This window comes from Beutenbergia cavernae DSM 12333, from assembly GCF_000023105.1.
GTDB classification, from domain to species: Bacteria; Actinomycetota; Actinomycetes; order Actinomycetales; family Beutenbergiaceae; genus Beutenbergia; species Beutenbergia cavernae.
Genome location: NC_012669.1, coordinates 4,322,930 through 4,343,166, shown reverse-complemented (window position 1 = coordinate 4,343,166; position 20,237 = coordinate 4,322,930). Strand labels below are relative to the sequence as shown.

At 70.1% G+C, this 20,237-nt stretch carries 21 protein-coding genes; 17 read left to right on the top strand and 4 right to left on the bottom strand.

Annotation, left to right across the window (positions count from 1 at the left end; all coding sequences use genetic code 11):
- Positions 1 to 103: 103 nt before the first annotated feature.
- The 4 genes from BCAV_RS19755 (at position 104) to BCAV_RS23080 (ending at position 3,156) form a co-directional block, all read left to right on the top strand.
- Positions 104 to 373, top strand: a complete 270-nt coding sequence (locus BCAV_RS19755) for a hypothetical protein (protein WP_015884401.1) — start codon at positions 104 to 106, stop codon at positions 371 to 373.
- A gap of 165 nt (positions 374 to 538) precedes the next feature.
- A complete protein-coding gene (locus BCAV_RS19750) occupies positions 539 to 1,795 on the top strand; it encodes a Gfo/Idh/MocA family protein (protein ID WP_015884400.1) in 1,257 nt (418 codons plus the stop codon).
- A gap of 153 nt (positions 1,796 to 1,948) precedes the next feature.
- Positions 1,949 to 3,004 (top strand): alpha/beta hydrolase, encoded by a 1,056-nt coding sequence (locus BCAV_RS19745; protein WP_015884399.1) that lies wholly within the window; start codon positions 1,949 to 1,951, stop codon positions 3,002 to 3,004.
- Positions 3,001 to 3,156: a hypothetical protein gene (locus tag BCAV_RS23080; protein WP_015884398.1), complete on the top strand. Its 156-nt coding sequence runs from the start codon at positions 3,001 to 3,003 to the stop codon at positions 3,154 to 3,156. The genes BCAV_RS19745 and BCAV_RS23080 overlap by 4 nt, the downstream gene beginning before the upstream one ends.
- Positions 3,157 to 3,220: 64 nt before the next feature.
- Here the strand turns inward: BCAV_RS23080 and BCAV_RS23255 are convergent, their stop codons facing one another.
- The 3 genes from BCAV_RS23255 to BCAV_RS19730 are packed head-to-tail and all read right to left on the bottom strand — an operon-like array spanning position 3,221 to position 4,705.
- Positions 3,221 to 3,871 carry an Ltp family lipoprotein gene (locus BCAV_RS23255; RefSeq protein ID WP_015884397.1) on the bottom strand — a complete coding sequence of 217 codons (651 nt, stop codon included), beginning with the start codon at positions 3,869 to 3,871 and terminating at the stop codon, positions 3,221 to 3,223.
- 26 nt (positions 3,872 to 3,897) lie between these two features.
- Complete coding sequence (locus BCAV_RS21890) at positions 3,898 to 4,413, bottom strand: hypothetical protein (protein ID WP_015884396.1); 516 nt, start codon at positions 4,411 to 4,413, stop codon at positions 3,898 to 3,900.
- A gap of 10 nt (positions 4,414 to 4,423) precedes the next feature.
- Entirely contained in the window at positions 4,424 to 4,705 is a 282-nt protein-coding gene (locus BCAV_RS19730) for a DUF3892 domain-containing protein (protein ID WP_015884395.1), read from the bottom strand.
- 163 nt (positions 4,706 to 4,868) lie between these two features.
- Here BCAV_RS19730 and BCAV_RS19725 point away from each other — a divergent pair, with 163 nt between their 5' ends.
- The 10 genes from BCAV_RS19725 (at position 4,869) to BCAV_RS19675 (ending at position 17,326) form a co-directional block, all read left to right on the top strand.
- Positions 4,869 to 6,896 (top strand): hypothetical protein, encoded by a 2,028-nt coding sequence (locus BCAV_RS19725; RefSeq protein ID WP_015884394.1) that lies wholly within the window; start codon positions 4,869 to 4,871, stop codon positions 6,894 to 6,896.
- A gap of 29 nt (positions 6,897 to 6,925) precedes the next feature.
- A complete protein-coding gene (locus tag BCAV_RS19720) occupies positions 6,926 to 8,551 on the top strand; it encodes a class I SAM-dependent DNA methyltransferase (RefSeq protein ID WP_015884393.1) in 1,626 nt (541 codons plus the stop codon).
- A complete protein-coding gene (locus tag BCAV_RS21885; protein WP_015884392.1) occupies positions 8,544 to 9,761 on the top strand; it encodes a restriction endonuclease subunit S in 1,218 nt (405 codons plus the stop codon). The genes BCAV_RS19720 and BCAV_RS21885 overlap by 8 nt, the downstream gene beginning before the upstream one ends.
- On the top strand, positions 9,758 to 10,492 hold the full coding sequence (locus tag BCAV_RS19710; RefSeq protein ID WP_015884391.1) for a hypothetical protein: 735 nt from the start codon (positions 9,758 to 9,760) through the stop codon (positions 10,490 to 10,492). Before BCAV_RS21885 ends, BCAV_RS19710 begins: the two co-directional genes overlap by 4 nt.
- Before the next feature lie 39 nt (positions 10,493 to 10,531).
- Entirely contained in the window at positions 10,532 to 11,044 is a 513-nt protein-coding gene (locus BCAV_RS19705; protein ID WP_015884390.1) for a hypothetical protein, read from the top strand.
- Positions 11,028 to 11,429, top strand: a complete 402-nt coding sequence (locus BCAV_RS23615) for a helix-turn-helix domain-containing protein (RefSeq protein WP_043347595.1) — start codon at positions 11,028 to 11,030, stop codon at positions 11,427 to 11,429. Before BCAV_RS19705 ends, BCAV_RS23615 begins: the two co-directional genes overlap by 17 nt.
- A 369-nt stretch (positions 11,430 to 11,798) precedes the next feature.
- Positions 11,799 to 13,067, top strand: coding sequence for a hypothetical protein (locus tag BCAV_RS19690; protein WP_015884388.1), 1,269 nt, complete (start codon positions 11,799 to 11,801; stop codon positions 13,065 to 13,067).
- Between the two features lie 79 nt (positions 13,068 to 13,146).
- Positions 13,147 to 13,428 carry a type II toxin-antitoxin system TacA family antitoxin gene (locus tag BCAV_RS19685; protein WP_015884387.1) on the top strand — a complete coding sequence of 94 codons (282 nt, stop codon included), beginning with the start codon at positions 13,147 to 13,149 and terminating at the stop codon, positions 13,426 to 13,428.
- On the top strand, positions 13,425 to 13,931 hold the full coding sequence (locus tag BCAV_RS19680; protein WP_015884386.1) for a GNAT family N-acetyltransferase: 507 nt from the start codon (positions 13,425 to 13,427) through the stop codon (positions 13,929 to 13,931). Before BCAV_RS19685 ends, BCAV_RS19680 begins: the two co-directional genes overlap by 4 nt.
- 101 nt (positions 13,932 to 14,032) lie before the next feature.
- Positions 14,033 to 17,326, top strand: coding sequence for a type I restriction endonuclease subunit R (locus BCAV_RS19675; protein ID WP_015884385.1), 3,294 nt, complete (start codon positions 14,033 to 14,035; stop codon positions 17,324 to 17,326).
- A gap of 50 nt (positions 17,327 to 17,376) precedes the next feature.
- Here BCAV_RS19675 and BCAV_RS19670 read toward each other — a convergent pair whose 3' ends face one another.
- Positions 17,377 to 18,096: an alpha/beta fold hydrolase gene (locus BCAV_RS19670; protein WP_015884384.1), complete on the bottom strand. Its 720-nt coding sequence runs from the start codon at positions 18,094 to 18,096 to the stop codon at positions 17,377 to 17,379.
- Positions 18,097 to 18,227: 131 nt separating this feature from the next.
- Between BCAV_RS19670 and BCAV_RS19665 the strand changes: the two genes are divergently transcribed.
- The 3 genes from BCAV_RS19665 (at position 18,228) to BCAV_RS19655 (ending at position 20,207) form a co-directional block, all read left to right on the top strand.
- Positions 18,228 to 19,010, top strand: a complete 783-nt coding sequence (locus BCAV_RS19665; protein WP_015884383.1) for a helix-turn-helix transcriptional regulator — start codon at positions 18,228 to 18,230, stop codon at positions 19,008 to 19,010.
- A 49-nt stretch (positions 19,011 to 19,059) separates the two neighbouring features.
- Complete coding sequence (locus BCAV_RS19660; RefSeq protein WP_015884382.1) at positions 19,060 to 19,677, top strand: hypothetical protein; 618 nt, start codon at positions 19,060 to 19,062, stop codon at positions 19,675 to 19,677.
- A gap of 113 nt (positions 19,678 to 19,790) precedes the next feature.
- Positions 19,791 to 20,207, top strand: a complete 417-nt coding sequence (locus BCAV_RS19655; protein WP_015884381.1) for a VOC family protein — start codon at positions 19,791 to 19,793, stop codon at positions 20,205 to 20,207.
- The last annotated feature ends 30 nt before the right edge of the window (positions 20,208 to 20,237 follow it).

Sequence of the window (20,237 nt, the reverse complement as noted above, 5' to 3'; positions counted from 1 at the left end):
CGGCTGGGCGCGATGGCGAGCCAGACATCCACAGCCCGCGGACGCCGTCGAGCGAACCCTGGCACCGTGGCCACGCTGCGGCGATGATGGGGAGGTGCTGACGATGACCGAGGCGCAGGTGTGGACGATGCTGGGTGTCTTCACCACGCTCTTGTTCGGCATGATGACGATCCTGTCGACGACGTTCGTGCGGATCCTGCGGACGGAGACGGGACGCACGAACGACCGGATCGAGGCGCTCGATGCGAAGCTCGATATCCGGTTCGACAGCCTGCGCGTCGAGATGAACGCACGAATCGACGCGCTCGACCGCGACGTCGGGCACCTGACCCGGCGGATGTACGGGCTCGGCCCGGGCGAACCGGAGATCTGAGCTGCGTCGGGCACCGCTCGTCTGCCCCGCGGAGCCGGTCGCCAGCGGTCCGTATGCTGCGCCGAGTTTGACCGTCCGGTGAGGGCTCGAAAGGCTACGTGTCGTGCGACCGGCGCGCCGCCGTCGTCGTCCCCGAACACACCACCGCAGAGAGGCACCTGACGCGTGAGCCTTCTTCCCCCGGAGCCGACGGCTCCCCTCGACCCGGGCGCCGGGTCGTTCTCGATCGGCATCGTCGGCGCCGGGCAGTTCGCCGGCAGCTTCGCGACGCTGTGGAACCTGCACCCGAACGTGTCGCGTCTCGCCGTCACGGACGTGATCCCGGAGCGCGCCAAGGAGCTCGCGGCGCGGTTCGAGGGCGCCACCGTCGTGGACTCGTACGAGGAGATGCTCTCCTCCGACGTCGACGCCGTCGCGATCCTCACGCAGCGCTGGACGCACGGGCCGCTCGTGGTGCAGGCGCTGGAGGCCGGCAAGCACGTGTACTCGGCCGTGCCGATGGCCGTCGATCTCACGGAGATCGAGCGGATCATCGAGCTGGTCACCGAGACCGGCCTCACCTACATGATGGGCGAGACGAGCTACTACAACCCGGCCACGGTGTACGTGCGGGACCGGAACCGCCGGGGCGAGCTCGGCCGCGTGTTCTACTCCGAGGGCGACTACGTCCACGACATGGACCACGGGTTCTACGCCGCCTACCAGTACTCGGGCGGCGAGAACTGGAAGTCGACGGCGAGCTACCCGCCGATGCTCTACCCGACGCACGCGATCGGCGGCGTGCTCGGCGCGATCCCGACGTACGCGACCTCCGTGTCGTGCATCGGCATCGAGGACGACCGCGGCGACGGCGTCTTCGACCGCGACGTGTCGATGTTCGACAACTCGTTCTCGAACATGTCGGCGCTGTTCGAGCTCGCCGACGGCGGAGTCATGCGTACCAACGAGTTCCGGCGGGTCGGCCACTACGGCGGCGTGCACGAGTCCCGGTTCCGGTTCTACGGCACCGACCTCGTCATGGAGCAGGGGTCCAAGGGGGCGCACTACACGTCGCGCGCCGACGGCGAGTACCACGACATCTCCGACCTCTTCCACACCAACGAGGTCCAGCTGTCGGCCGACTCCGTGACGGAGGGGCTCGACCCGGCGTTGCTGGAGAGCTTCACGTCCGGCAGCGCCCGGGTGCACGACCGGTCCCGGCTGCCGCGCACGTACGACGGCGCCCCGAACGGGCACGAGGGCTCGCACCACTACCTCGCGGACGACTTCGTGCGGTCCGTCGTCACGGGCACGGTGCCGCCGGTGAACGCGTGGCTGTCCGCGCGGTTCACTGCTCCGGGCATCGTGGCGTACCAGTCCGCACTCGCGGGCGGCGAGCGGCTCGACGTCCCGGACTTCGGGGAGCCGCCGGCCTCCGCCTGACCCCCACCCCTTCGCGAGAGGTTCTCTGCGCGACCGCGAGAGGTTCTCTGCGCGACCGCGAGAGGATTTCTGCGCTATCGCGAGAGATTCTCTGCGGTCTCCGCTGGGGCCCGCCGAGGGTCTTCCCTGGCAGGGGCGTGCTTGGATCGCGGGATGGATACGGTCGACCGCGCCGCCGGCGACGACGGCGCGACGGGTCCGTCCCGCCGTCGTCGCCGCTGGCGCGTGGCGGCGATCGCCGCGGTCGTGCTCGCGGTCGCCGTGGGTGTGCCGCTGCTCGTGTACCAGGTGAGCGTGCAGCCGGGTGTGGCGATCGCGCGCGGTGTGTTCGAACGCGGCGACGCCGTGATCGCCGGGCCGGGGGTGCCGATCGAGCGCGACACGGTGTCGACGCATCTCGCGATCCCGGTTCCGGTGGACGGTGCGCCGGACGCCCGCCTCGACGTCTACGCCCCGCGGGACGCCGAGGCGGGCGCCGACCTCCCCGTCGTGCTGTGGATCCACGGCGGCGGCTTCATCTCGGGTTCGCCGGCGGCGCTCGCGGGGTACACGACGGTGCTGGCCGACGCCGGCTATGTGGTCGCGAGCCTCGAGTACTCGTTGGCGCCGGAGGTTCGGTACCCGGCGCCGGTGCTGCAGGCGGAGGCCGCGCTGACGTACCTGCGCGAGAACGCGGCGACGTACGGCGGGGACGCGAGCCGCGTCGTCGTCGGCGGTGACTCCGCCGGGGCGCAGATCGCGAGCCAGGTGGCCGCCGTCGAGACGTCTCCCGCACTCGCCGACGAGATGGGTGTGACGCCCGCCCTCGGGCCGGACGAGCTGCGCGGCGCGATCCTTTTCTGCGGGCTGTACGACATGGACACGGTCGGGAGCACGGGATTCCCGGGGCTGCGGACGTTCCTGTGGTCCTACACCGGCCACCGCGACTGGTGGATGTTCCCGGCGATCGACCAGCTCTCGACGACGCAGCAGGTCACCGGGGCGTACCCCGCCACGCTGCTCGCGGTCGGTGATGCGGACCCGTTCGAACCGCAGGCGCAGGAGCTCGCGGCCGCGCTGGACGGCTCCGACGTGGACGTGTCGACGGTGTTCTGGGAGGACGCCGGGCTCGGGCACGAGTACCAGTTCGACTTCCGGCGGCCCGAGGCTCGGGAGACCCTCGACGCGACGCTAGCGTTCCTCACGCGGGTCACGGAGGAGGGGTCGTGAGCGACGGCGCCACGCGTCCGGGGGCTTCGGGGCCGACGACGGCGCCACGCGCCTCGCGCGTGCGGCGCTCCGTCGCGTGGGGTGGGCTCGTCGTGGGGACGCTGCTCGGCGCGGCGCTCGTGTACGGCGTGCTCGTGCTCCTGGGGCGCTGACGCGCGCCTCCGTGAAACGCCCAGCGGTGCATGGCACCGCTGGGCGTTTCACAGCGCTCGCGGGTCAGTACCCGACGGCCGTCACGCCGTACTCCGCCTGCTCCGGGGTGAAGCCCTCGAAGATCAGCTGGTCGATCAGGCCCTGGCGCGAGAACGACGTGAAGTCCAGGTAGCTCTGCGCGCTGGCCGCAGCCTGCTCGTTCCAGTCCACCGTGAGGCTGTCCACCGCGAACGTCGCGTCCTCCACGGAGTAGCCCTCGAACTCCAGCTGGTCGATGAGACCCGTGCGGGAGAATGCAGTGAAGTCCAGGTAGCTCTCGGCCGTCCGCACGGCGTTCTGCTGGCTCATCGTGAGGGCCGGCTCTTCCGGCTCCTGCGTGGCGGGTTCCGGCTCGGGAGGCGGGGGCGGCGTCGTCGGATCCGGCGAGGGCGTCGGCTCGGGGGCGGACGACGACGCCGCGTCGTCGACGTCGTTCGTCTCCTCCGGCGTCGGGTCGGACGTGTCGACGACGGGCGGCGGCGCGGCCTGCGGGTCGTCCCCACCGCTCGTCGCGATCGCCGCCCCGCCGAACACGACGATCAGGCCGGCGATCACGGACAGCGTCCAGACGAGCGCGCGGCGCGATGTGCGGGACCCGGCCGGGGCCGAGGTCGTCACCTGCGGTGAGCCGTACTCGGGCTGGGAGTCGGGCGGGCCCGACGGCGGGTAGGTCATCGATCTCTCCTTCACTCAGAGGTAGGTCACTGCTCGGTGATGAGGAGCGACATGCCGCTCGCGGGGTGGTAGGACCACGAAGCGGTGAAGCCGTCCCACGTCTGGGTGAGGCGGCCGTCGAGCGCGCGGGTGGCACCGATCTCGGACAGCACGCTGTACGGCACGTCGATGGCGACGGTGATGCAGAGGACGTCGAGGTAGCCGGCGCCCACGAGCTCGTCCTCGCCCTGGGTGTCGAGCTCGAGGGAGTGGCCGTCGTCCCTGATCCAGGCCCCCACAACGTCCTCGAGCGCGCAGTCGGCGTACGCCTCCTCGAGTCGCGTCGACGTCTCGCGCGTCAGTAGGAACACCGTCGCGGCCGCGGCGATCACGAGCGCCAGCGCGAAGGTGCGGCCTCGGCGCGAGCGGCGACGTGGCGCCGGAGGGGTCGCCGGACCGAACAGGGTCGCGCTGCCGACTCCGTCCCCGGCCGCCGCCGTCGGGCCAAGTGCCGCCGGCGGCGCTGTCGGAGGGCTGGTCGCGTCGACCTGGTCGGAGCTCATGGCCGCCGCCTCAGTACCGCGGGAGGCGGAGGAGGTTGTCCGTCTCCCATCCGTTGGCCACCGTGGTGATGTAGCGGGTGCCGGAGTCGGTCCGCCTCGCGACGACGTCCGCGGAGGCCCCATTGGGGGCGTAGGTGCGGAACCGCTCCCCGCCCGTGACCCAGGCGTGCACCTGCTCGCGGGTGGCCGAGTGGAGAGCCGGCGCCGTCGGCGAGCCGGAGTACCGGACGGCCGCCACGTGCTGGTTGTGCGTCCCTGGCTGATCGACGCGGACTTCGCGGATGTAGAACATCGGTACCTCCTCGGGGTGGGCGTCCACGAGATGGGGGACGCGACGGTGTCGGACAGCAGGAGCGTGGCGGCGTCGAGGCGTACCCGATAGCGCGGGGACTGATAAGAGCGGTAATCAGCAATCAGCCCTCGCGCTGGTTCTCGCGGGTCGATACCGTGCCGCCATGACGACGACCGCCGCACCGGACGTGCTGGCCCACGTCGTCGTGCGGCTGTCGCAGATTGCGATCGCCGCGCAGGTGCAGCGTCCCGTCGTCACGACGTGGCGACGACGTTTCGCCGGCACGGCGACACCCTTCCCGGACCCCGTGCCGGGCACCGATCTGGAGTTCCGCGCGTCCGACGTCGCCGACTGGCTCGAAACCACCGCACACGGGAACAACCCGGACGTCCGCCGCGACCTCGCCCTGCACGGCCAGCTCACCATCGACGGCGTCGCGGACGAGGCGCTCGCCGCGGCTGTCGAGGCGCTGCTCGCCGTGAAGGCGCGAACGGGGGAGACTCTCGCGGCGCTCACGCGGCTCGAGCTTCTGGACCTGGCCGACGACGTCGACCCCGACGACGCCTGCTGCTTCAGCGAGATCGAGGCGCTCGGGTCCGCGGGGGTCGCGGCCGCGTTCGTCGACATCCTCGCCGATGCGGCGTTCGACGCGCCGACGGCGCTGGAGACGATCCTGGGCAGATCCCCCGCCGCGGCGCCGCCTGCCGACGCGGTGGTCGACGTCGTCGCCCGCCTCGCTCTCGCCCTCGCCGGATGGGAGCCGGGCTCATCCGTCGAGCTCGCCGACCCGCATCCGCGTGACGGCCATCTCCTCGCCCGCGTGCAGCACGTGGTCGGCGATCTGGAGGAACCGCGGGCGTGGCTCGGGCCAGCGCTCGACTCCATCGCCGAGCGCCGGCTGCGGCGCCGCCTGCTGGCGCAGGGCTGGCGGCTCGCCGCGGCGGACGACGACGCCACGCCGGCGCAGGCGATCATCGTCACGGATCTCACCGGTGCGGGCAGCGACGAGGAGATCCTCCGGCGTGCCGACGACGTCGCCCTGTCGCTCCATCCCGGCCAGCGCGCCGTGCTGGTTGCGCGCGCCTCGGCGTTCGTGGACGCTCCCAGCTCACGTCATGCGGAGCTGCGCCGCGCCGACCTGCTGCGCACGGACCGCATCCGCACCGTGATCCGGCTTTCCGCCGGCCTCGTGCCGTCGCGGGCCCGTGAGCATCTGGCGATCTGGGTGCTGGCAGACCCGGAGGACGGCACGCCGCCAGCTGAGCGATGGACCACCGTCGCCGACGTGAGCCACGTGGAGGCGACGCCTGCGACGCTGGGTTCCGCCGTCGTCGGCGATCTCCTGACCGACGTGCTCGCCGCGGTCGCGGGGCGGGACGCCGTCCACCGGCACACGTTTCGCTTCGCGCAATTCGTGCAGACTCGCTTCCTCTTGGCGCAGTCCGGCGACCTGGTGCTCGCGGCGCGACCACCCGTACGGGGCGGGACCAGGGCGTCAACCGACCCGGCCGCAGTGGCCGCCCAGCTCGTGCGCGAGACCGCGTCCCCGGAGGAGAAGCAGCTCGCGGTGGGCATCGGTTCCGGAGTCGGGGAAGCGTCGAGCAGGGCGCGGCTGGGGAGTCTCGTGAGCTCGGGACTCGCGAGGGTGGTGCCCGGCAATCGCGTGCCCGACGACGTCGCGTCCTCCGACGCGGACGGGTACCGCCTGATCGGGGCGGCCGAGCTGGCCGACGACGCCGCGCCGCGCCGCGCCGTCGACCGCCTCGCCTTGGAGCGCGACCACCCAGGGGTGCGTCTGACGGAACCCGGCGACGTCGTCTTCACGACGAGCCCGCGCCCGATGGCGCTCGTGGACTACGAGGGCCTGTCCGTCGTCTGCGCACCGTCGCGCGTGCTGCGCCTGTCCGGCGAGACGGCCGGCCTTCTGCCCGAGGTGATCGCCGGTGTGATCCGCGCCTTGCCCGCCGGGGCCAAGCGCTGGCGCATGTGGGACGTCCCGCTCGTGCCCGCCGATCAGGCTGCGCCGCTGACGGCCGCACTGGCGGCGGTGCGTACTCGTCGCGAGACGACGCGTGCCCGCCTCGCCACGCTCGACGCCCTCGAGGCGGCGCTCCTGACCGGCGTGTCGGACGGCGCCGTCATGCTGACGCCAGACGAGGCCGCCGACGACGCCGTCAGTCCCGTTCCGTAGTTCCACCCACCATCCCACGAGGAGACCCGATGCCACCGAGGCGTAAGCGAGCCGAGGCGTTGCCGACCGCAGCGACGACGATGAAGGAGCTCAAGGACACGCTCTGGAAGGCCGCCGACAAGTTGCGCGGCTCGATGGACGCGAGCCAATACAAGGACGTGATCCTGGGCCTGGTGTTCCTGAAGTATGTGTCGGACGCGTTCGACGAGCGTCGGGCGGTGATCGCAGCGGAGCTCGCGGCGGACGGCATCGGCGAGGAGCAGGCAGGGCCGTTGCTCGAGGAGGTCGACGAGTACCGCGCCGCCGGTGTCTTCTGGGTGCCGCCTCGGGCGCGCTGGGGGTACCTGGCGCAGCACGCGAAGGGGCGCCCCGCCGGCGATCCCGAGGGGCAGGCGACGATCGGCGAGCTGGTCGACGAGGCGATGGTCCTGATCATGGGGACGAACCCCGCGCTCGCGACGACGCTGCCGCAGATCTTCAACAAGGAGAACGTCGACCAGCGTCGCCTCGGCGAGCTGATCGACCTGTTCAACTCGGCTCGGTTCACGGGCGACGGCGCCCGGAAGGCGCGCGACGTGCTCGGCGAGGTCTACGAGTACTTCCTGGGAAAATTCGCCGCGGCCGAGGGGAAACGGGGCGGCGAGTTCTACACGCCGCCCGGCGTGGTGCGGGTGCTCGTCGAGGTGCTCGAGCCGTATCGCGGGCGCGTGTACGACCCGTGCTGCGGGTCCGGCGGGATGTTCGTGCAGGCGGAGAAGTTCATCGAACGGCATGGCGAGGACCCGCAGGCGATCAGCGTCTACGGCCAGGAGCTGAACGAGCGCACGTGGCGCATGGCGAAGATGAACCTCGCCGTGCACGGGCTGACGGCGCAGCTCGGGCCGCGGTGGGGCGACACGTTCGCGCGCGACGTCCACCCCGACGTCCAGATGGACTTCGTGATGGCGAACCCGCCGTTCAACATCAAGGACTGGGCGCGGAACGCCGAGGACGCGCGCTGGAAGTTCGGCGTCCCGCCCGCCGGGAACGCCAACTACGCGTGGATCCAGCACATCCTGTCGAAGCTCGCGCCGGGCGGGTCGGCGGGCGTGGTGATGGCGAACGGATCGATGTCCTCGAACTCCGTGGGTGAGGGGGAGATCCGGGCGGCGCTCGTGGAGGTTGACCTCGTCTCGTGCATGGTGGCGTTGCCGACGCAGCTATTCAGATCGACAGGCATCCCGGTGTGCGTGTGGTTCTTCGCGAAGTCCAAGGCTGCGGGTGCCTCTGGGTCGGTCGATCGAACCGGGCAGGTCCTGTTCATCGACGCGCGGAACCTGGGGCACATGGTGACGCGGGCTGAGCGGGAGCTCTCCGACGAGGACATCGCCCGGATCGCTGGGACGTTCCACGCGTGGCGGGGGGCACCGTCCGCTTCGGGGGCGTCCTACGAGGACGTGCCCGGGTTCTGCTACTCGGCGACGCTGTCGGAGATCAAGGAGGCCGGATACGCGCTCGCGCCCGGGCGGTACGTCGGTGCCCCCGAGGTGGAGGACGACGGTGAGCCGATCGAGGAGAAGATCGAGCGGCTGACGGCGGAGCTGTTCGCGCAGTTCGAGGAGTCCGCGCGGCTGGAGCAGGTCGTACGCGAGCAACTGGGGAGGGTTCGTGGCTAGCCAGAGGCGATGCAAGATCGCCGATCTTGCATCGAGCTCGGCAGGCTCTATCGCGATCGGCCCCTTTGGGTCAGCGCTGAAAGCGGAACTCTATACGGAGTCCGGCGTTCCCGTGCTCCGCGGGCAGGACATAGGCGTCGGTAAGCACCCGCAACGCTCTGGCACCTTTGTGGCGCCGGAGACAGCGAGGCGCCTTGCCAGGTCGCTGGTGAGGGAGGGGGACCTCGTGTTTCCACATCGGGGTGCGATCGGGGAAGTCGGTCTCATTGGCGACGACGAGTTTCTTCTGTCGTCGAGCATGATGAAGCTCACAGTCGATAGAAGCAAGGCTGAACCAGCGTTCCTGATGTACTACTTCCGTGGTCCAGGTCGGCGCGAACTCATGATGCGTGCATCTACTGTTGGGACGCCTGGGATCGCTCAACCGTTGGCATCTCTTCGGGAGATCGATTTGGCGCTTCCTTCGTTAGGTGAGCAACGAGCGATCGCGGAGGTGCTGGGCGCGCTGGACGACAAGATCGCCGCGAACACCAAGCTCGCCGCCACTGCCGACGCGCTAGCGATGTCGCTGTTCGTCCGCTCGCTTGGCTCAGAGACGCGTGAGTACGAGATCTCCGAGGTGGCAGACCTTGTGACACGCGGTATCACGCCGAGCTATGTCGACGGAGGGTCGGATGCGACGATGGTTCTTGGCCAGCGCTGCGTCCGTGGGCAGAGGGTCGACCTAGGGCCGGCGCGGTGGACCGATCCCGCGAGAGTAAAGTCGGAGAAGCTTCTGTCGCCGGGTGATGTTCTCATCAACTCCACCGGTATGGGTTCGCTAGGTCGTGTTGGTCGGTGGACATACGCGCGGGAAGCGACGGTCGATTCCCACGTCACTCTCGTTCGATTCAACGACGCTGTGGTGAACACGACCTTTGCCGGCTTCGCCCTCTTGCGGCTCGAGCGCGAGATCGAGGTGCTGGCCGAGGGCAGCACTGGGCAGACGGAACTACCCCGGGGCTCGCTCGCCAGGATGAAGATCTGCGTACCGTCGAATGAGAATGCTCTGCCGCTTGCAGAAACCCTTGATGCACTCGTAGCGATGGCGGAGCAAGTAAGAAACGAAAAGCAGGCACTCGCGGCGACGCGGGACGCGCTCCTGCCGCAGCTCATGTCGGGCAAGCTCACGGTCCATGCCGCGGAGGCAATCGCTGAGGAGCTGGCATGACGACCGACGACCCGACCCGTGCAGCGGAGGACGAGGTCTCGAGCCCCCTCCACGGCGTCTCCGCAGGCGCCCCCGAGCAACTCGAGGCGTGGCGTCAGGCCAGCGACCAGCTCGATGGTGTGACGGCGGTCCTCGAGTCGAGCCTCGAGGACCGCTACGCGGCGATAGCCGACCTGCCGTCCGAGATCGACGATGCGCTCGCGGACACTCGATGGGAGGTCGTGGATGAGGGCGTGAACTCCGTGGTGTCGCGGCTGCGCGGGATCGACGGCGAACTCATCGCGCTCAGCGTCCTCTGCAGTGTCGGGGACCCGCCGTCGTCCATCGTCCTGAGCGACATGAGCCTCCGCGAGGCGGTACCCGTCTGGCCCGGCGCCGGCAGCGGCGCGCGGACCACCGCCGTCGAAGACGACGAGCGGGACGAGGTCGAGCGCCTCACCGACGAACGTGACGAGGCGGCCGAGGAGGTCATCAGCCGCCTCGACGCACTGATCGGCGTCGTCAGCGACGCTATCGGGCGAGCCCGCGCCGGCGACACGTTCGGGGTACTGGCCAAGCTCGCCGACCTCCACCTCAACCGGGAAGCGATGCTGAGCGCGCAGCAGCGCTGGACCGCCGCGGTCGGCGCTCTGTCCAACGTGTCGCCAGAGGCGCTCGGCCCGGAGGTGTCGGACATGATCCAGGGCTTCGCCGAGTGGCTACGCAACCAGCGATCGGCTCAGCCGAAGTGAGCCTGATCCTCGCCAGCGGATCAGCGCTGGAGTTTACACATGGGTAAAGTCCAGCGTAGGGTCGTCGCTGACGGCGCTGTCTACGAAGTCGCTTGTGCTGTCCGGGCGGACGCGGTCACCTCGCCGGTGTCCACGTTCCTGGATGAGCTTGCCGGCGGTCTCGTGGACGCGTCGTCCGCTCCGGACCTCGCGCCGGACGAGCAGATCGGTCATCAAGCGTGGTTGGAGGCAGCGTTCGAGCGCTTCGCGGAGTACGGAGACCTCCCGGGGCCGCACGCCTGGAACCGCCTGCGCGACGGCGTCTGGGAGATCAAGCGGTTCAATCTCAGAATCACGTTCTTCGACACCGACGGCCAGGGGTCCTGGGACCCCAAGCTGGGGTTTGAGGGTGAGCGACTCTGGGGGCCCCCGGACCTGCCGGAGTTCGACGACTACATCCGCTTGGCGACAGCGTTCGTCAAGCCACCGCACATCAGGAAGACCCCTCCCGGCGAGATCGAGCTGGCGAAGCGGGTACGGGACGAGGACGTGAGCCATGACAGAGCAGAGTGAGCTGGAGCGCAGCGCCGCCAGGCTCGCCGTCGACGCCGTCGCCACGATGAACAGGGCTCGCGAGACGGCATGTGTCTCGCAGCGCGATCTCGCTCATCGGCTCGGGGTGGGGGAGAGCAGGGTGTCCCAGATCCTTAACGGCGACGGCAACGTTCGTATGGCGACTCTCGCTCGAGTGCTTCGAGCCCTGGGGTACGGAGTCCAGCTTCAGGTCGCGCCGATCAGCGACGATCTTCCGGTGATCCCTCGGCGACAAGGACGACGGCGCAGGAGCCAGGTCGGGGCAGCGTCCACGTGGGACGGTCAAGTCACGCTCCGCGACGTCCCCGACACGGTTCCGCCGACCTGGTCCAACGCGCCACTGAAGGTGTCACGTGCCCGCTGAGCCTGTCGAGGCGCTTCTGGTCCGGTCATCAGGGGAGCGTCGTCATCACCCGTTCGAGGACCGAGTCGAGGTCCAACTTCAGGTGCAGGTGACCGAGCCGGAGGAGGGGCATCCGAGTCACTGGTTCGTGGCTGGCGACGTGACCGTGCGAGCGCAGGAGAGCGGCGAGGAGCACTACGTCGGTGGCTCGACGTTCGCGGTCCGTCTGGGGAGCGGAGCGCCACCTTCACCCCAGGAGCTGTTCGCGCGCATCTGGCCCCACCTTCGTGCCGACCTGAGTGCTCAGTGCACACGCATCGCTGGCCAGACTCTGTCCCTTCCGCTCGACCTCAGTCCGGACCAGCTCGACTCCGCCCTGGGTGAAGCGTCATGAGCGGCGACGGCGCAGACGAGATCGAGCTGATCAGCGACGGCGATGGCGTGGCTGTCATCGGAAGCACGACGGCCGTGGAGCGCTTCCTTGCCACTGAGGGACTGCCCTCGCGAGACCTGCGGCTGGCCAGGCTCGGATCGGCCCTAAGCGCTGGAGCGGGAGCCGCGCAGGCCGGTCCCGAGATCGCCGCCAACTCGGGTCGATGGGTGAAGCTGACCAAGGAGTCCGCGCGAGCCCTCAAGCAGTTCGAGCCGATGAAGGGCTCGACCGAGGGTGTCAGCCGTGCCGTGCTGACGAAGAACGGCAAGATCAAGAGCATCCTCGAGTTTGCGAGGACCCCTGGATCGCTGCTGACCAACCCGGCGATGTTGGCCGGTGCAGCGGGACTGATGGCGCAGCTCGCGATGCAGCAGACCATGGACGAGATCACGGACTATCTCGCCGTGATCGACGCGAAGGTCGACGACGTGCTCCGCGCCCAGAAGGACGCCGTCCTGGCAGACATGATCGGCGTAGACCTCGTGATCGACGAGTCGATGGTGGTTCGAGAGCACGTGGGTGGTGTCTCCGAGGTGACGTGGTCGAAGGTGCAGGGCGCATCGGCAACGATCGCCCGGACGCAGGCCTACGCCCTGCGTCAGCTCGACGCGCTCGCGGAGAAGGTGGAACGCCAGACGAAGATGAGCGATCTCGCCAAGGCGTCGAAGGAGGTCGAGGGTACGGCGCAAGAGTGGCTGGCCGTCCTGGCGCGATGCTTCCAGCTGCAAGACGCGATCGCGGTGCTCGAGCTCGACCGAGTGCTCGGCGCGGCGCCGGACGAGGTGGACCGTCATCGCAAGGGACTCCTGGCTGCGCGACGGAATCGGCTGGAGCTCATCTCGCGCTGCACCGAGCGACTGATCGAGCGCATGGGTATCGCTGCCGGTTCGGCGAACGCGAAGGTGCTGCTGCACCCCAGCGCCTCCCGAGACGTGGTGCGATCGAGCAACAATGTGACGGTCGCCGCCGTCGACTTGCGGGATGCGCTCGGGCTCGAGGGGGGTCCACTCACCCTGGAAGCGAGGCGCTGGGTGGATGCGGCCGTGGACGCCAGGGACAGGGTGCTCGAATCGGGCGCGGAAGGTATCGACGCAACGCGGCGCATCGGCAACGAGACGATCGACAGAACCAGGTCGGCGGCCGGCAAGGTCTCCCGCGATCTCGCCGAACGGATTCCCCGCCGTCGCCGCGACCGCGACCAGGGTGGCGAGGACGCTGACGTCTGACCCAGCGACGCAGGAGGTCTGCTGCCTCCTGTGAAGGCGCGCCCTTCGCGGTGGCACACAACAGGCGTACACTGTGACGATGGCAACCAAGACCCCGAAGGCCGAGCGGATCGCGCTTCGCGTCACGCACCGGCAGAAGGAGACGATCGCCGCAGCCGCCGAGCTGCTCGGCCGATCCGTCACCGACTTCGCCGTCCAGGTTGCGGTCGAGAAGGCTGATGAGGTGATCGCCGCCCAACGCACCTTCCAGGTCCCCGCCGACAAGTGGGCCGAGTTCGAGCGTTTGATGAAGGACCCCATCGAGCCGAACCCCGGTCTCGTAGACCTCTTCTCCGAGCCGTCCGTGTTCACCGCTCGGTGAGCGTCTTCTTCGCCCCGGAACCGCTCGCGGATCACCACCGCGTCGATGAGTTCACCTGCGGTGTCTCCTCCCTCGACGACTGGCTGAAGCGCCGAGCGCTCTCGAATGCGACGAGCGGGGCGTCCCAGACGTTCGTCGTCGCTGATCCATCGGACGCGGTCGTGGCGTACTACTCGCTCTCCACGGGCTCCATCATGCGCGGCGACCTGCCGCGCGGTCGTCGACACGGCACCCCCCAGCCGGTCCCAGTCCTGCTCATCGGTCGCTTCGCAGTCGACGTCGCGCACCATGGTGCGGGGATCGGGCGATCCCTGCTCCAGGACGCGCTCCAGCGATGCCTTCGGCTGACGAGTCAGATCGGTTTCATGTTCGTCCTGGTGCATCCCGTGAATGACGCCGCCGACGGGTTCTGGCGCAAGTACGGGTTCGTCGACGCGCCTACCGAGCAACCCATGCTCTTGCTTCCCCTCGACCAACTCAGGCGGATGCGTCTGCCGTCGTAATGGCGTGACAGACCCCCTTATCAGCGCGATCAGCGCAAGAACCGCGCGAACGCGCCAGACTCGGACCAGCACCCGACACCGAGTCCTGCAGGGAGACGCCGATGCACCCGAGCGAAGCCGACTGGGAGCAGTTCGCCCTCGAGGAGCTCGCCGAGCACGGCTGGACACCTCGGGAGGGCAAGTCCATCGCCCCCGGCGCACCCGCGGTCGTGGACGACGAGGGCCTCGCGATCGCCGAGCGGGAGACCTGGGCCGACCTTCTCATCCCGTCTCGGCTCAAGCGGGCGGCGCGGAAGGTCAACCCCGACGTGCCCCCGGCGTACCTCGACCAGGCCCTCGCCACCCTGACGACTCCGCAGTCGCAGGACGCGATCGCCGAGAACAAGCGGCTCCACGACGCCGTCGTCGAGGGATTCCGCTTCACCTACCTCGACGACGACGGCCAGGAACGCACCCCCACCATCAGGCTCGTCGACGCCGACCCCGACCGCAACGAGTGGCTCGCCGTCAACCAGGTGACAGTGGTGAGCGGTGACGTCGAGCGCCGGTTCGACGTCGTCCTCTACCTCAACGGGATGCCCGTCGGGATCATCGAGCTCAAGAACGCCGGCACCCCTCACGCCGACGTCGCAGCGGCGCACGCCCAGCTCACCACCTACGTGCGAGAGCTGCCGCTGGCGTTCCGGTTCGCCGTCCTCACCGTCGCGAGCGACGGCGTCACGGCGAAGTACGGCACCCCGTTCACGCCGCTCAACCACTACTCGCCGTGGAATGTGGACGACGACGGACGCGTCGTGGGCCGTTCGACGGCGCCGGGTCCGGAGGACAGCCGGGCGACGGACGGCATCACCGCCGACATCCCCGAGGGCGACGCCGCGACGGGCGACGCCGGTGCACTGGCACTCGAAGTCCTCATCGCGGGCCTGTTCAACACCGAGCGCTTCCTGCAGCTGCTGCGGGGATACGTCGCGTTCGACTCCGGCGACGGCGGCCTCTCCAAGCGCATCGCGAAGCCGCACCAGTACTTCGCCGTCTCGCAGGCGATCGCCACGACCATCCACGCGGTCGAGACGAACGGCAAGGCCGGCGTCGTCTGGCACACGCAGGGGTCCGGCAAGTCCATGGAGATGGAGCTGTACGCCAACCAGGTGATGCGGCACCCGAAGCTGCACAACCCGACGATCGTCGTCGTCACTGACCGCACGGAGCTCGACGGCCAGCTCTACGAGACCTTCAACCGCAGCGAGCTGCTGCCGGAGAAGCCCCGGCAGATCGTGCGTCGCAACGAGCTGCGCGACGAGCTCGGCTCCCGGGTGACCGGCGGGATCTACTTCACCACCCTGCAGAAGTTCGGGCTCTCCAAGGAGGAGAAAGACGCCGGGCTCGCGCACCCGCGGCTCTCGGACCGGCCCAACATCGTGGTCATCGTGGACGAGGCGCACCGCAGCCACTACGACGACCTCGACGGCTACGCGTGGCACCTCAAGAACGCCCTCCCGAACGCGACGCTCATCGCGTTCACGGGTACGCCGATCTCGTTCGCCGACCGCAACACACGCGAGGTGTTCGGCGACGTCATCCACACGTACGACCTCACGCGGGCCGTCGAGGACGGTGCCACGGTGCCCGTGTACTTCGAGTCCCGCCTCGTCAAGGTGGGCTTCAGCGGAGATCTCACGGACGACCAGATCAACGCATCGGCGGACGAGGTCACTGTGGGACTCGACGAGACGGAGCGGGACCGGATCGAGAAGTCTGTCGCCGTCGTCAACGCGATCTACGGCGCACCCGCGCGGTTGGAGAAGCTAGCGACCGATCTCGTGGCGCACTGGGAAGCGCGTCGGACGGCGATGGCGGAGCTCGTACGCAGCGTCGACGTCGACGGCGGGGACGTGGCTCCCGGCAAGGCTCTGGTCGTGTGCGCCACTCGTGACATCGCCGCCCGGCTCTACGAGCAGATCGTCGCCATCCGCCCCGGCTGGCACTCGGCGGACATTCATGCCGGGAAGGTCAAGGTCGTCTACTCCGGTTCGGCCACGGACCAGCCACCTATCTCGGACCACGTGCGCCGCGACTCCGAGAACGCCGTGATCAAGAAGCGGCTCAAGGACCCGACCGACGAGCTCGAGATCGTGATCGTCAAGGACATGATGCTCACGGGGTACGACTCGCCACCGCTTCACACGCTGTACCTGGACCGCCCGATCCGCGGAGCCTTGCTGATGCAGACCCTCGCCCGGGTGAATCGCACGTTCCGCGGCAAGAACGCCGGTCTGCTCGTGGCGTACGCGCCGATCGCGGAGCACCTGACGGCCGCACTGGCGGAGTACACGGATCGCGATCAGGAGGCCAAGCCGGTCGGCAAGACGGTGGACGACGCCGTCGACGTCGCCCGCCAGCTGATCGAGGAACTGCGCGCCGTGCTCGTTGGGTTCGACTGGCGCGCCGACCTGCGACGCCGTCAGTCCTCGGGTGACAAGGCCGCAGGGCTCCGGACGATCCTGGCCGCGGTCAACTGGCTGCGCACACCGCGCCGAGGCGACGACGCCACGGACGGCGTGACGCCGTCGTCCACCTTCCGCACGCTCGCGGGTCAGCTGGGACGCGCCCGCGCGATCAGCGGGCCGGAGGCTCTCGCCGACGTCGATAACGAGATCCGCTTCTACGAGGAGGTGCGGATCTGGATCGGGAAGCTGGACGCCGAGGAGCGGCAGGCTCGCGGGGAACCGATCCCCGACGACGTCCAACGGATGCTGAACGAGCTCATGGCGGCAGCAGTGGAGTCGGGCGAGGTGCTCGACATCTACGGTGCCGCGGGGCTGGAGGCGCCGCGCCTGGACCGCCTCGATACCGACTACCTCACGCGCGCCCAGTCCGCCGAGAACCCACAGCTCACGATCGAAGCACTGCAGAACCTGATCGCTCGCGAGTCTCAGACCGTGACCCACGGCAACCTCGTGCGCCAGCGTGTGTTCTCCGTCCGGCTGAGCGAGGTGATGGCGAAGTACACGAACTCGAACCTCACGTCGGCGGAGGTGATCGCGGCGCTCATCGAGGTGGCACGCGACGTGTCCGCCGAGGGTGATCGGGGCGCGTCGTTCGACCCGCCGCTCTCGACCGACGAGCTCGCCTTCTACGACGCGGTCGCCTCGAACTCCTCGGCGGTCGAAGTCCAGGGGACGGGCGTACTTGCCGAGATCGCGCGCGAGCTGGTGGCCGTGGTGCGGCGCGACGCCAAGACGGACTGGACCGTCCGTGATGACGTGCGCGCCAAGCTGCGGTCCTCGATCCGGCGCCTGCTCGTCAAGCACGGCTACCCGCCGGACCAGCAGCCCGAAGCCATCAAGCTCGTGATCGAGCAGATGGAGGCGATGGCGCCGCGCCTCGCGGCGTGAGGCGCGGGCGGCAGGACGGGTAGGCGCCCTCGCGCGTGAACCGCGCAGACTCAGGCGCGCGCGGCCTCCGCGATCGCCGCTGCCAGCTCGACCGGCCGCGAGAACATCGGCCAGTGCCCGGTCGGGAGGTCGACGAACGCGACGTCGTAGTCGAGCAGCTCCGTGTGCAGCGGGGCGTCGTGGCTGGCCATCTCGCGCAGCACCGCGGACGGGATCGAGGTGCAGATCGCGGTCGCCGGGATCCGCAGCCGATCCGGGTTGCTGACCCGAACCTCCCCGGTCGCGACGCCGGCCGGTTGCGGCCGCGCCCGCTCCCGGAACCGCGCGAGACCCTCCTCGGAGATGCCGTCGATCGAGGAACCCTGCTCGGCGAGCTCGTCCCAGGTGGGGAGCGGGATGCCGTCGACGCCGTCCGGCAGCGGCGGGGAGAGCGTCGCGCCGTCCACGAGCGGCCCGGTGTCGACGAACACGAGCCGGCGGATGCGTGCAGGTTGGCGATCTGCCACCTCCTGGACCACGGGCCCGCCGCCACTGTGCCCGACGAGGACGACATCGCCGTCGAGCCCGCCGACCAGCGAGGCGACGGCGTCGGCGTGGTCGGCGCGCGTGAGACCACCGACATCGCCGGGCGCCTCCTCGAGACCGGGAAGCGTGACGGCGTGCGGCTCGAGACCGGCGTCGCGGAGCGGGCCGACGACGTCGTCCCACGCCCATCCGCCGATCCAGAAACCAGGGACCAGGACCACATGAACCTTCGTGTCTGTGCTCATGACACCAGTCTGTCCGCGCCCCGGTGACACCTGTCTGTCACCATTGTTCGCGGCCCTCCGGTGAGTGCGTGACTTCTCTCGCGGTCCTCGGCGGGTCGGGGCAGGGATCACGCACTCGCGAAGGGAGCGGCATGAACAAGACCGAGCGTCTGTACGCCCTGGCGGAGGAGCTCCGGCGCGTCGGTCGGGCCGGCACCACCGGCCCGCGGCTGGCCCGCGAGCTCGAGGTGAGCGAGCGCACCGTCAAGCGCGACATCGCTGCGCTCCAGCAGGCGGGCCTGCCGATCTGGGCGCAGTCGGGGCCGGGCGGCGGGTACGTGCTCGCCGGCTCAGCCAGCCTCCCGCCGGTGAACTTCACGCCGAGCCAGGCGGTGGCGGTCGCCGTCGCGCTCGCCACCGTCCCGCCCGGCGGGCCGTTCGCCGTCGACGCCGCGGCCGCTCGCCGGAAGATCTGGGACACGCTCGACGACGACGCCGCTGCTCGGGCGCAGCGGCTCGCCTCCCGCGTGTGGGTGGATCACGGCGCGGAGATCCTCTCGCAGTCGGACACGGAACCTCTCGCGGTGGCGCAGAGTTCCTCTCGCGAACGGGTGACCAGCGGTGGCGTGATGCAGCGTGCGACCCGGCACGTCCGCACGCTGCGCGCCGTCGAGGACTCGCTCGCGACGTCGCGGACGCTCTCGCTGCGCTACGTCGACCGCCGGGGCGCCGAGACGCAGCGCCGGGTGGAGCCGATCATCCTCGCCCACACGGGCGGCGCCTGGTACCTCGTGGCGTGGGACAGGCTGCGCGACGCCGTCCGCTGGTTCCGCCTGAACCGGGTGGTGCGCGCCGACGTCACGGCGGAGACGTACGAACCCCGGCCGGTCGAGGTGATCGGCACGCCACCGTCGGAGGCTCGCCCGGTGGTCTGAGGCCTCGGGTGCAACTCCTGCGCAAGCGGCCGGCGTCACGGTGGGTGCCATGACGACCAGCACTCTCGCCACCCGCCGCCGCGTGGCCGCCGCGCTCCTCGCTGTCCCGGCGCTGCTCGCGGCGTGCGGCGCCACCAGCCCGGACGACCCCGACGGCACGGGCAGCCCTGCCGAGCAGACGGACCCGACTGGGCTGCCGTCCGACGACGCAGACGCCGGCGACTCCGACGACGCCGAGTCGACCGAACCGGCCGAGGACGACGTGCCGGCGGGCGGCGGTGGCACGGCGGGCGAGCTGGCCGAGACGGACGGCGTCCGCACGCTCGTCGCCGCCGAGCCGGCAGCGGGCGGAGCGGGAGGGACGCTCGCGGGCCGCCTGCTCACGGGTCCGGGCGGCTGCCTGGCGCTGGAGATGGTCGGCGAGAACCGGCCCGAGGGTGGCGCGCCGATCGCCCTGATCATCTGGCCCCCGGGCACCGACGCGGCGGCGATCGACCGTCCGGGGGTCGACGTCGAGGGGCTGACCGTCGCCCTCAGCGACGAGATCCAGGCGACCGGTGTGCTTGCGCCGCCCGGCGACCTGGCGGCGACGATCCCGGCCGAGTGCGTGCTCGGGGACGACGTCGTGTGGATCCACGGCGATGTCACGATCGACTCGACGCCCTGAGGCCCGCCGGGCCCGGTGGTGCGCGTCTCGGCAGCGCGAGCAGCGATGAGTTCGCGTGGGTCGACGAGTCCGGAAGGGTGGGACCGACGAACGACGACGAACAGGAGCCCACCATGGCCGCATCCCTCGGCACCGTCACGATCGCCCTGCCGATCGCCGACCGGCGCAGCGCGATGGAGTTCTACCAGGAGGCGCTCGGCCTCGACCCCTTCGGCGACCCGGCCGACGACGGCGTCCCGGAGCCCCTGCAGTTCCGGCTCGCCCCGCGCACCGTCCTCATGCTCGTCCCGACCGACGGCTTCGGCTGGGTGCTGGGCGGTCGGGGGGTGGCCGAGCCGGGGGCCAGCGAGGTCGTGCTGAGCGTCGCCGTCGAGACCGAGGCGGCGGTGGCTGCCCTGGTCGAGCGGGTCCGCGCGGCCGGCGGCGCCGTCGTCAGTGAGCCCGAGCGCCTGCCGTGGGGCTACAGCGCCACGTGGGCCGACCTCGATGGCCACCTGTGGCAGGTCCTCGTGGAGCCGTCGGAGGGCTGACGCCGCCCCGCGCCACCATCCGGACGCCCG

Bases quoted from the DNA above. Each gene is read 5' to 3' on its own strand.
- BCAV_RS19755 (WP_015884401.1), top strand. From the start codon at position 104: ATGACCGAGGCGCAGGTGTGGACGATGCTGGGTGTCTTCACCACGCTC.
- BCAV_RS19745 (WP_015884399.1), top strand. From the start codon at position 1,949: ATGGATACGGTCGACCGCGCCGCCGGCGACGACGGCGCGACGGGTCCG.
- BCAV_RS23255 (WP_015884397.1), bottom strand. From the start codon at position 3,871: ATGACCTACCCGCCGTCGGGCCCGCCCGACTCCCAGCCCGAGTACGGC.
- BCAV_RS21890 (WP_015884396.1), bottom strand. From the start codon at position 4,413: ATGAGCTCCGACCAGGTCGACGCGACCAGCCCTCCGACAGCGCCGCCG.
- BCAV_RS19730 (WP_015884395.1), bottom strand. From the start codon at position 4,705: ATGTTCTACATCCGCGAAGTCCGCGTCGATCAGCCAGGGACGCACAAC.
- BCAV_RS19725 (WP_015884394.1), top strand. From the start codon at position 4,869: ATGACGACGACCGCCGCACCGGACGTGCTGGCCCACGTCGTCGTGCGG.
- BCAV_RS19720 (WP_015884393.1), top strand. From the start codon at position 6,926: ATGCCACCGAGGCGTAAGCGAGCCGAGGCGTTGCCGACCGCAGCGACG.
- BCAV_RS19710 (WP_015884391.1), top strand. From the start codon at position 9,758: ATGACGACCGACGACCCGACCCGTGCAGCGGAGGACGAGGTCTCGAGC.
- BCAV_RS19705 (WP_015884390.1), top strand. From the start codon at position 10,532: ATGGGTAAAGTCCAGCGTAGGGTCGTCGCTGACGGCGCTGTCTACGAA.
- BCAV_RS23615 (WP_043347595.1), top strand. From the start codon at position 11,028: ATGACAGAGCAGAGTGAGCTGGAGCGCAGCGCCGCCAGGCTCGCCGTC.
- BCAV_RS19690 (WP_015884388.1), top strand. From the start codon at position 11,799: ATGAGCGGCGACGGCGCAGACGAGATCGAGCTGATCAGCGACGGCGAT.
- BCAV_RS19685 (WP_015884387.1), top strand. From the start codon at position 13,147: ATGGCAACCAAGACCCCGAAGGCCGAGCGGATCGCGCTTCGCGTCACG.
- BCAV_RS19675 (WP_015884385.1), top strand. From the start codon at position 14,033: ATGCACCCGAGCGAAGCCGACTGGGAGCAGTTCGCCCTCGAGGAGCTC.
- BCAV_RS19670 (WP_015884384.1), bottom strand. From the start codon at position 18,096: ATGAGCACAGACACGAAGGTTCATGTGGTCCTGGTCCCTGGTTTCTGG.
- BCAV_RS19665 (WP_015884383.1), top strand. From the start codon at position 18,228: ATGAACAAGACCGAGCGTCTGTACGCCCTGGCGGAGGAGCTCCGGCGC.
- BCAV_RS19660 (WP_015884382.1), top strand. From the start codon at position 19,060: ATGACGACCAGCACTCTCGCCACCCGCCGCCGCGTGGCCGCCGCGCTC.
- BCAV_RS19655 (WP_015884381.1), top strand. From the start codon at position 19,791: ATGGCCGCATCCCTCGGCACCGTCACGATCGCCCTGCCGATCGCCGAC.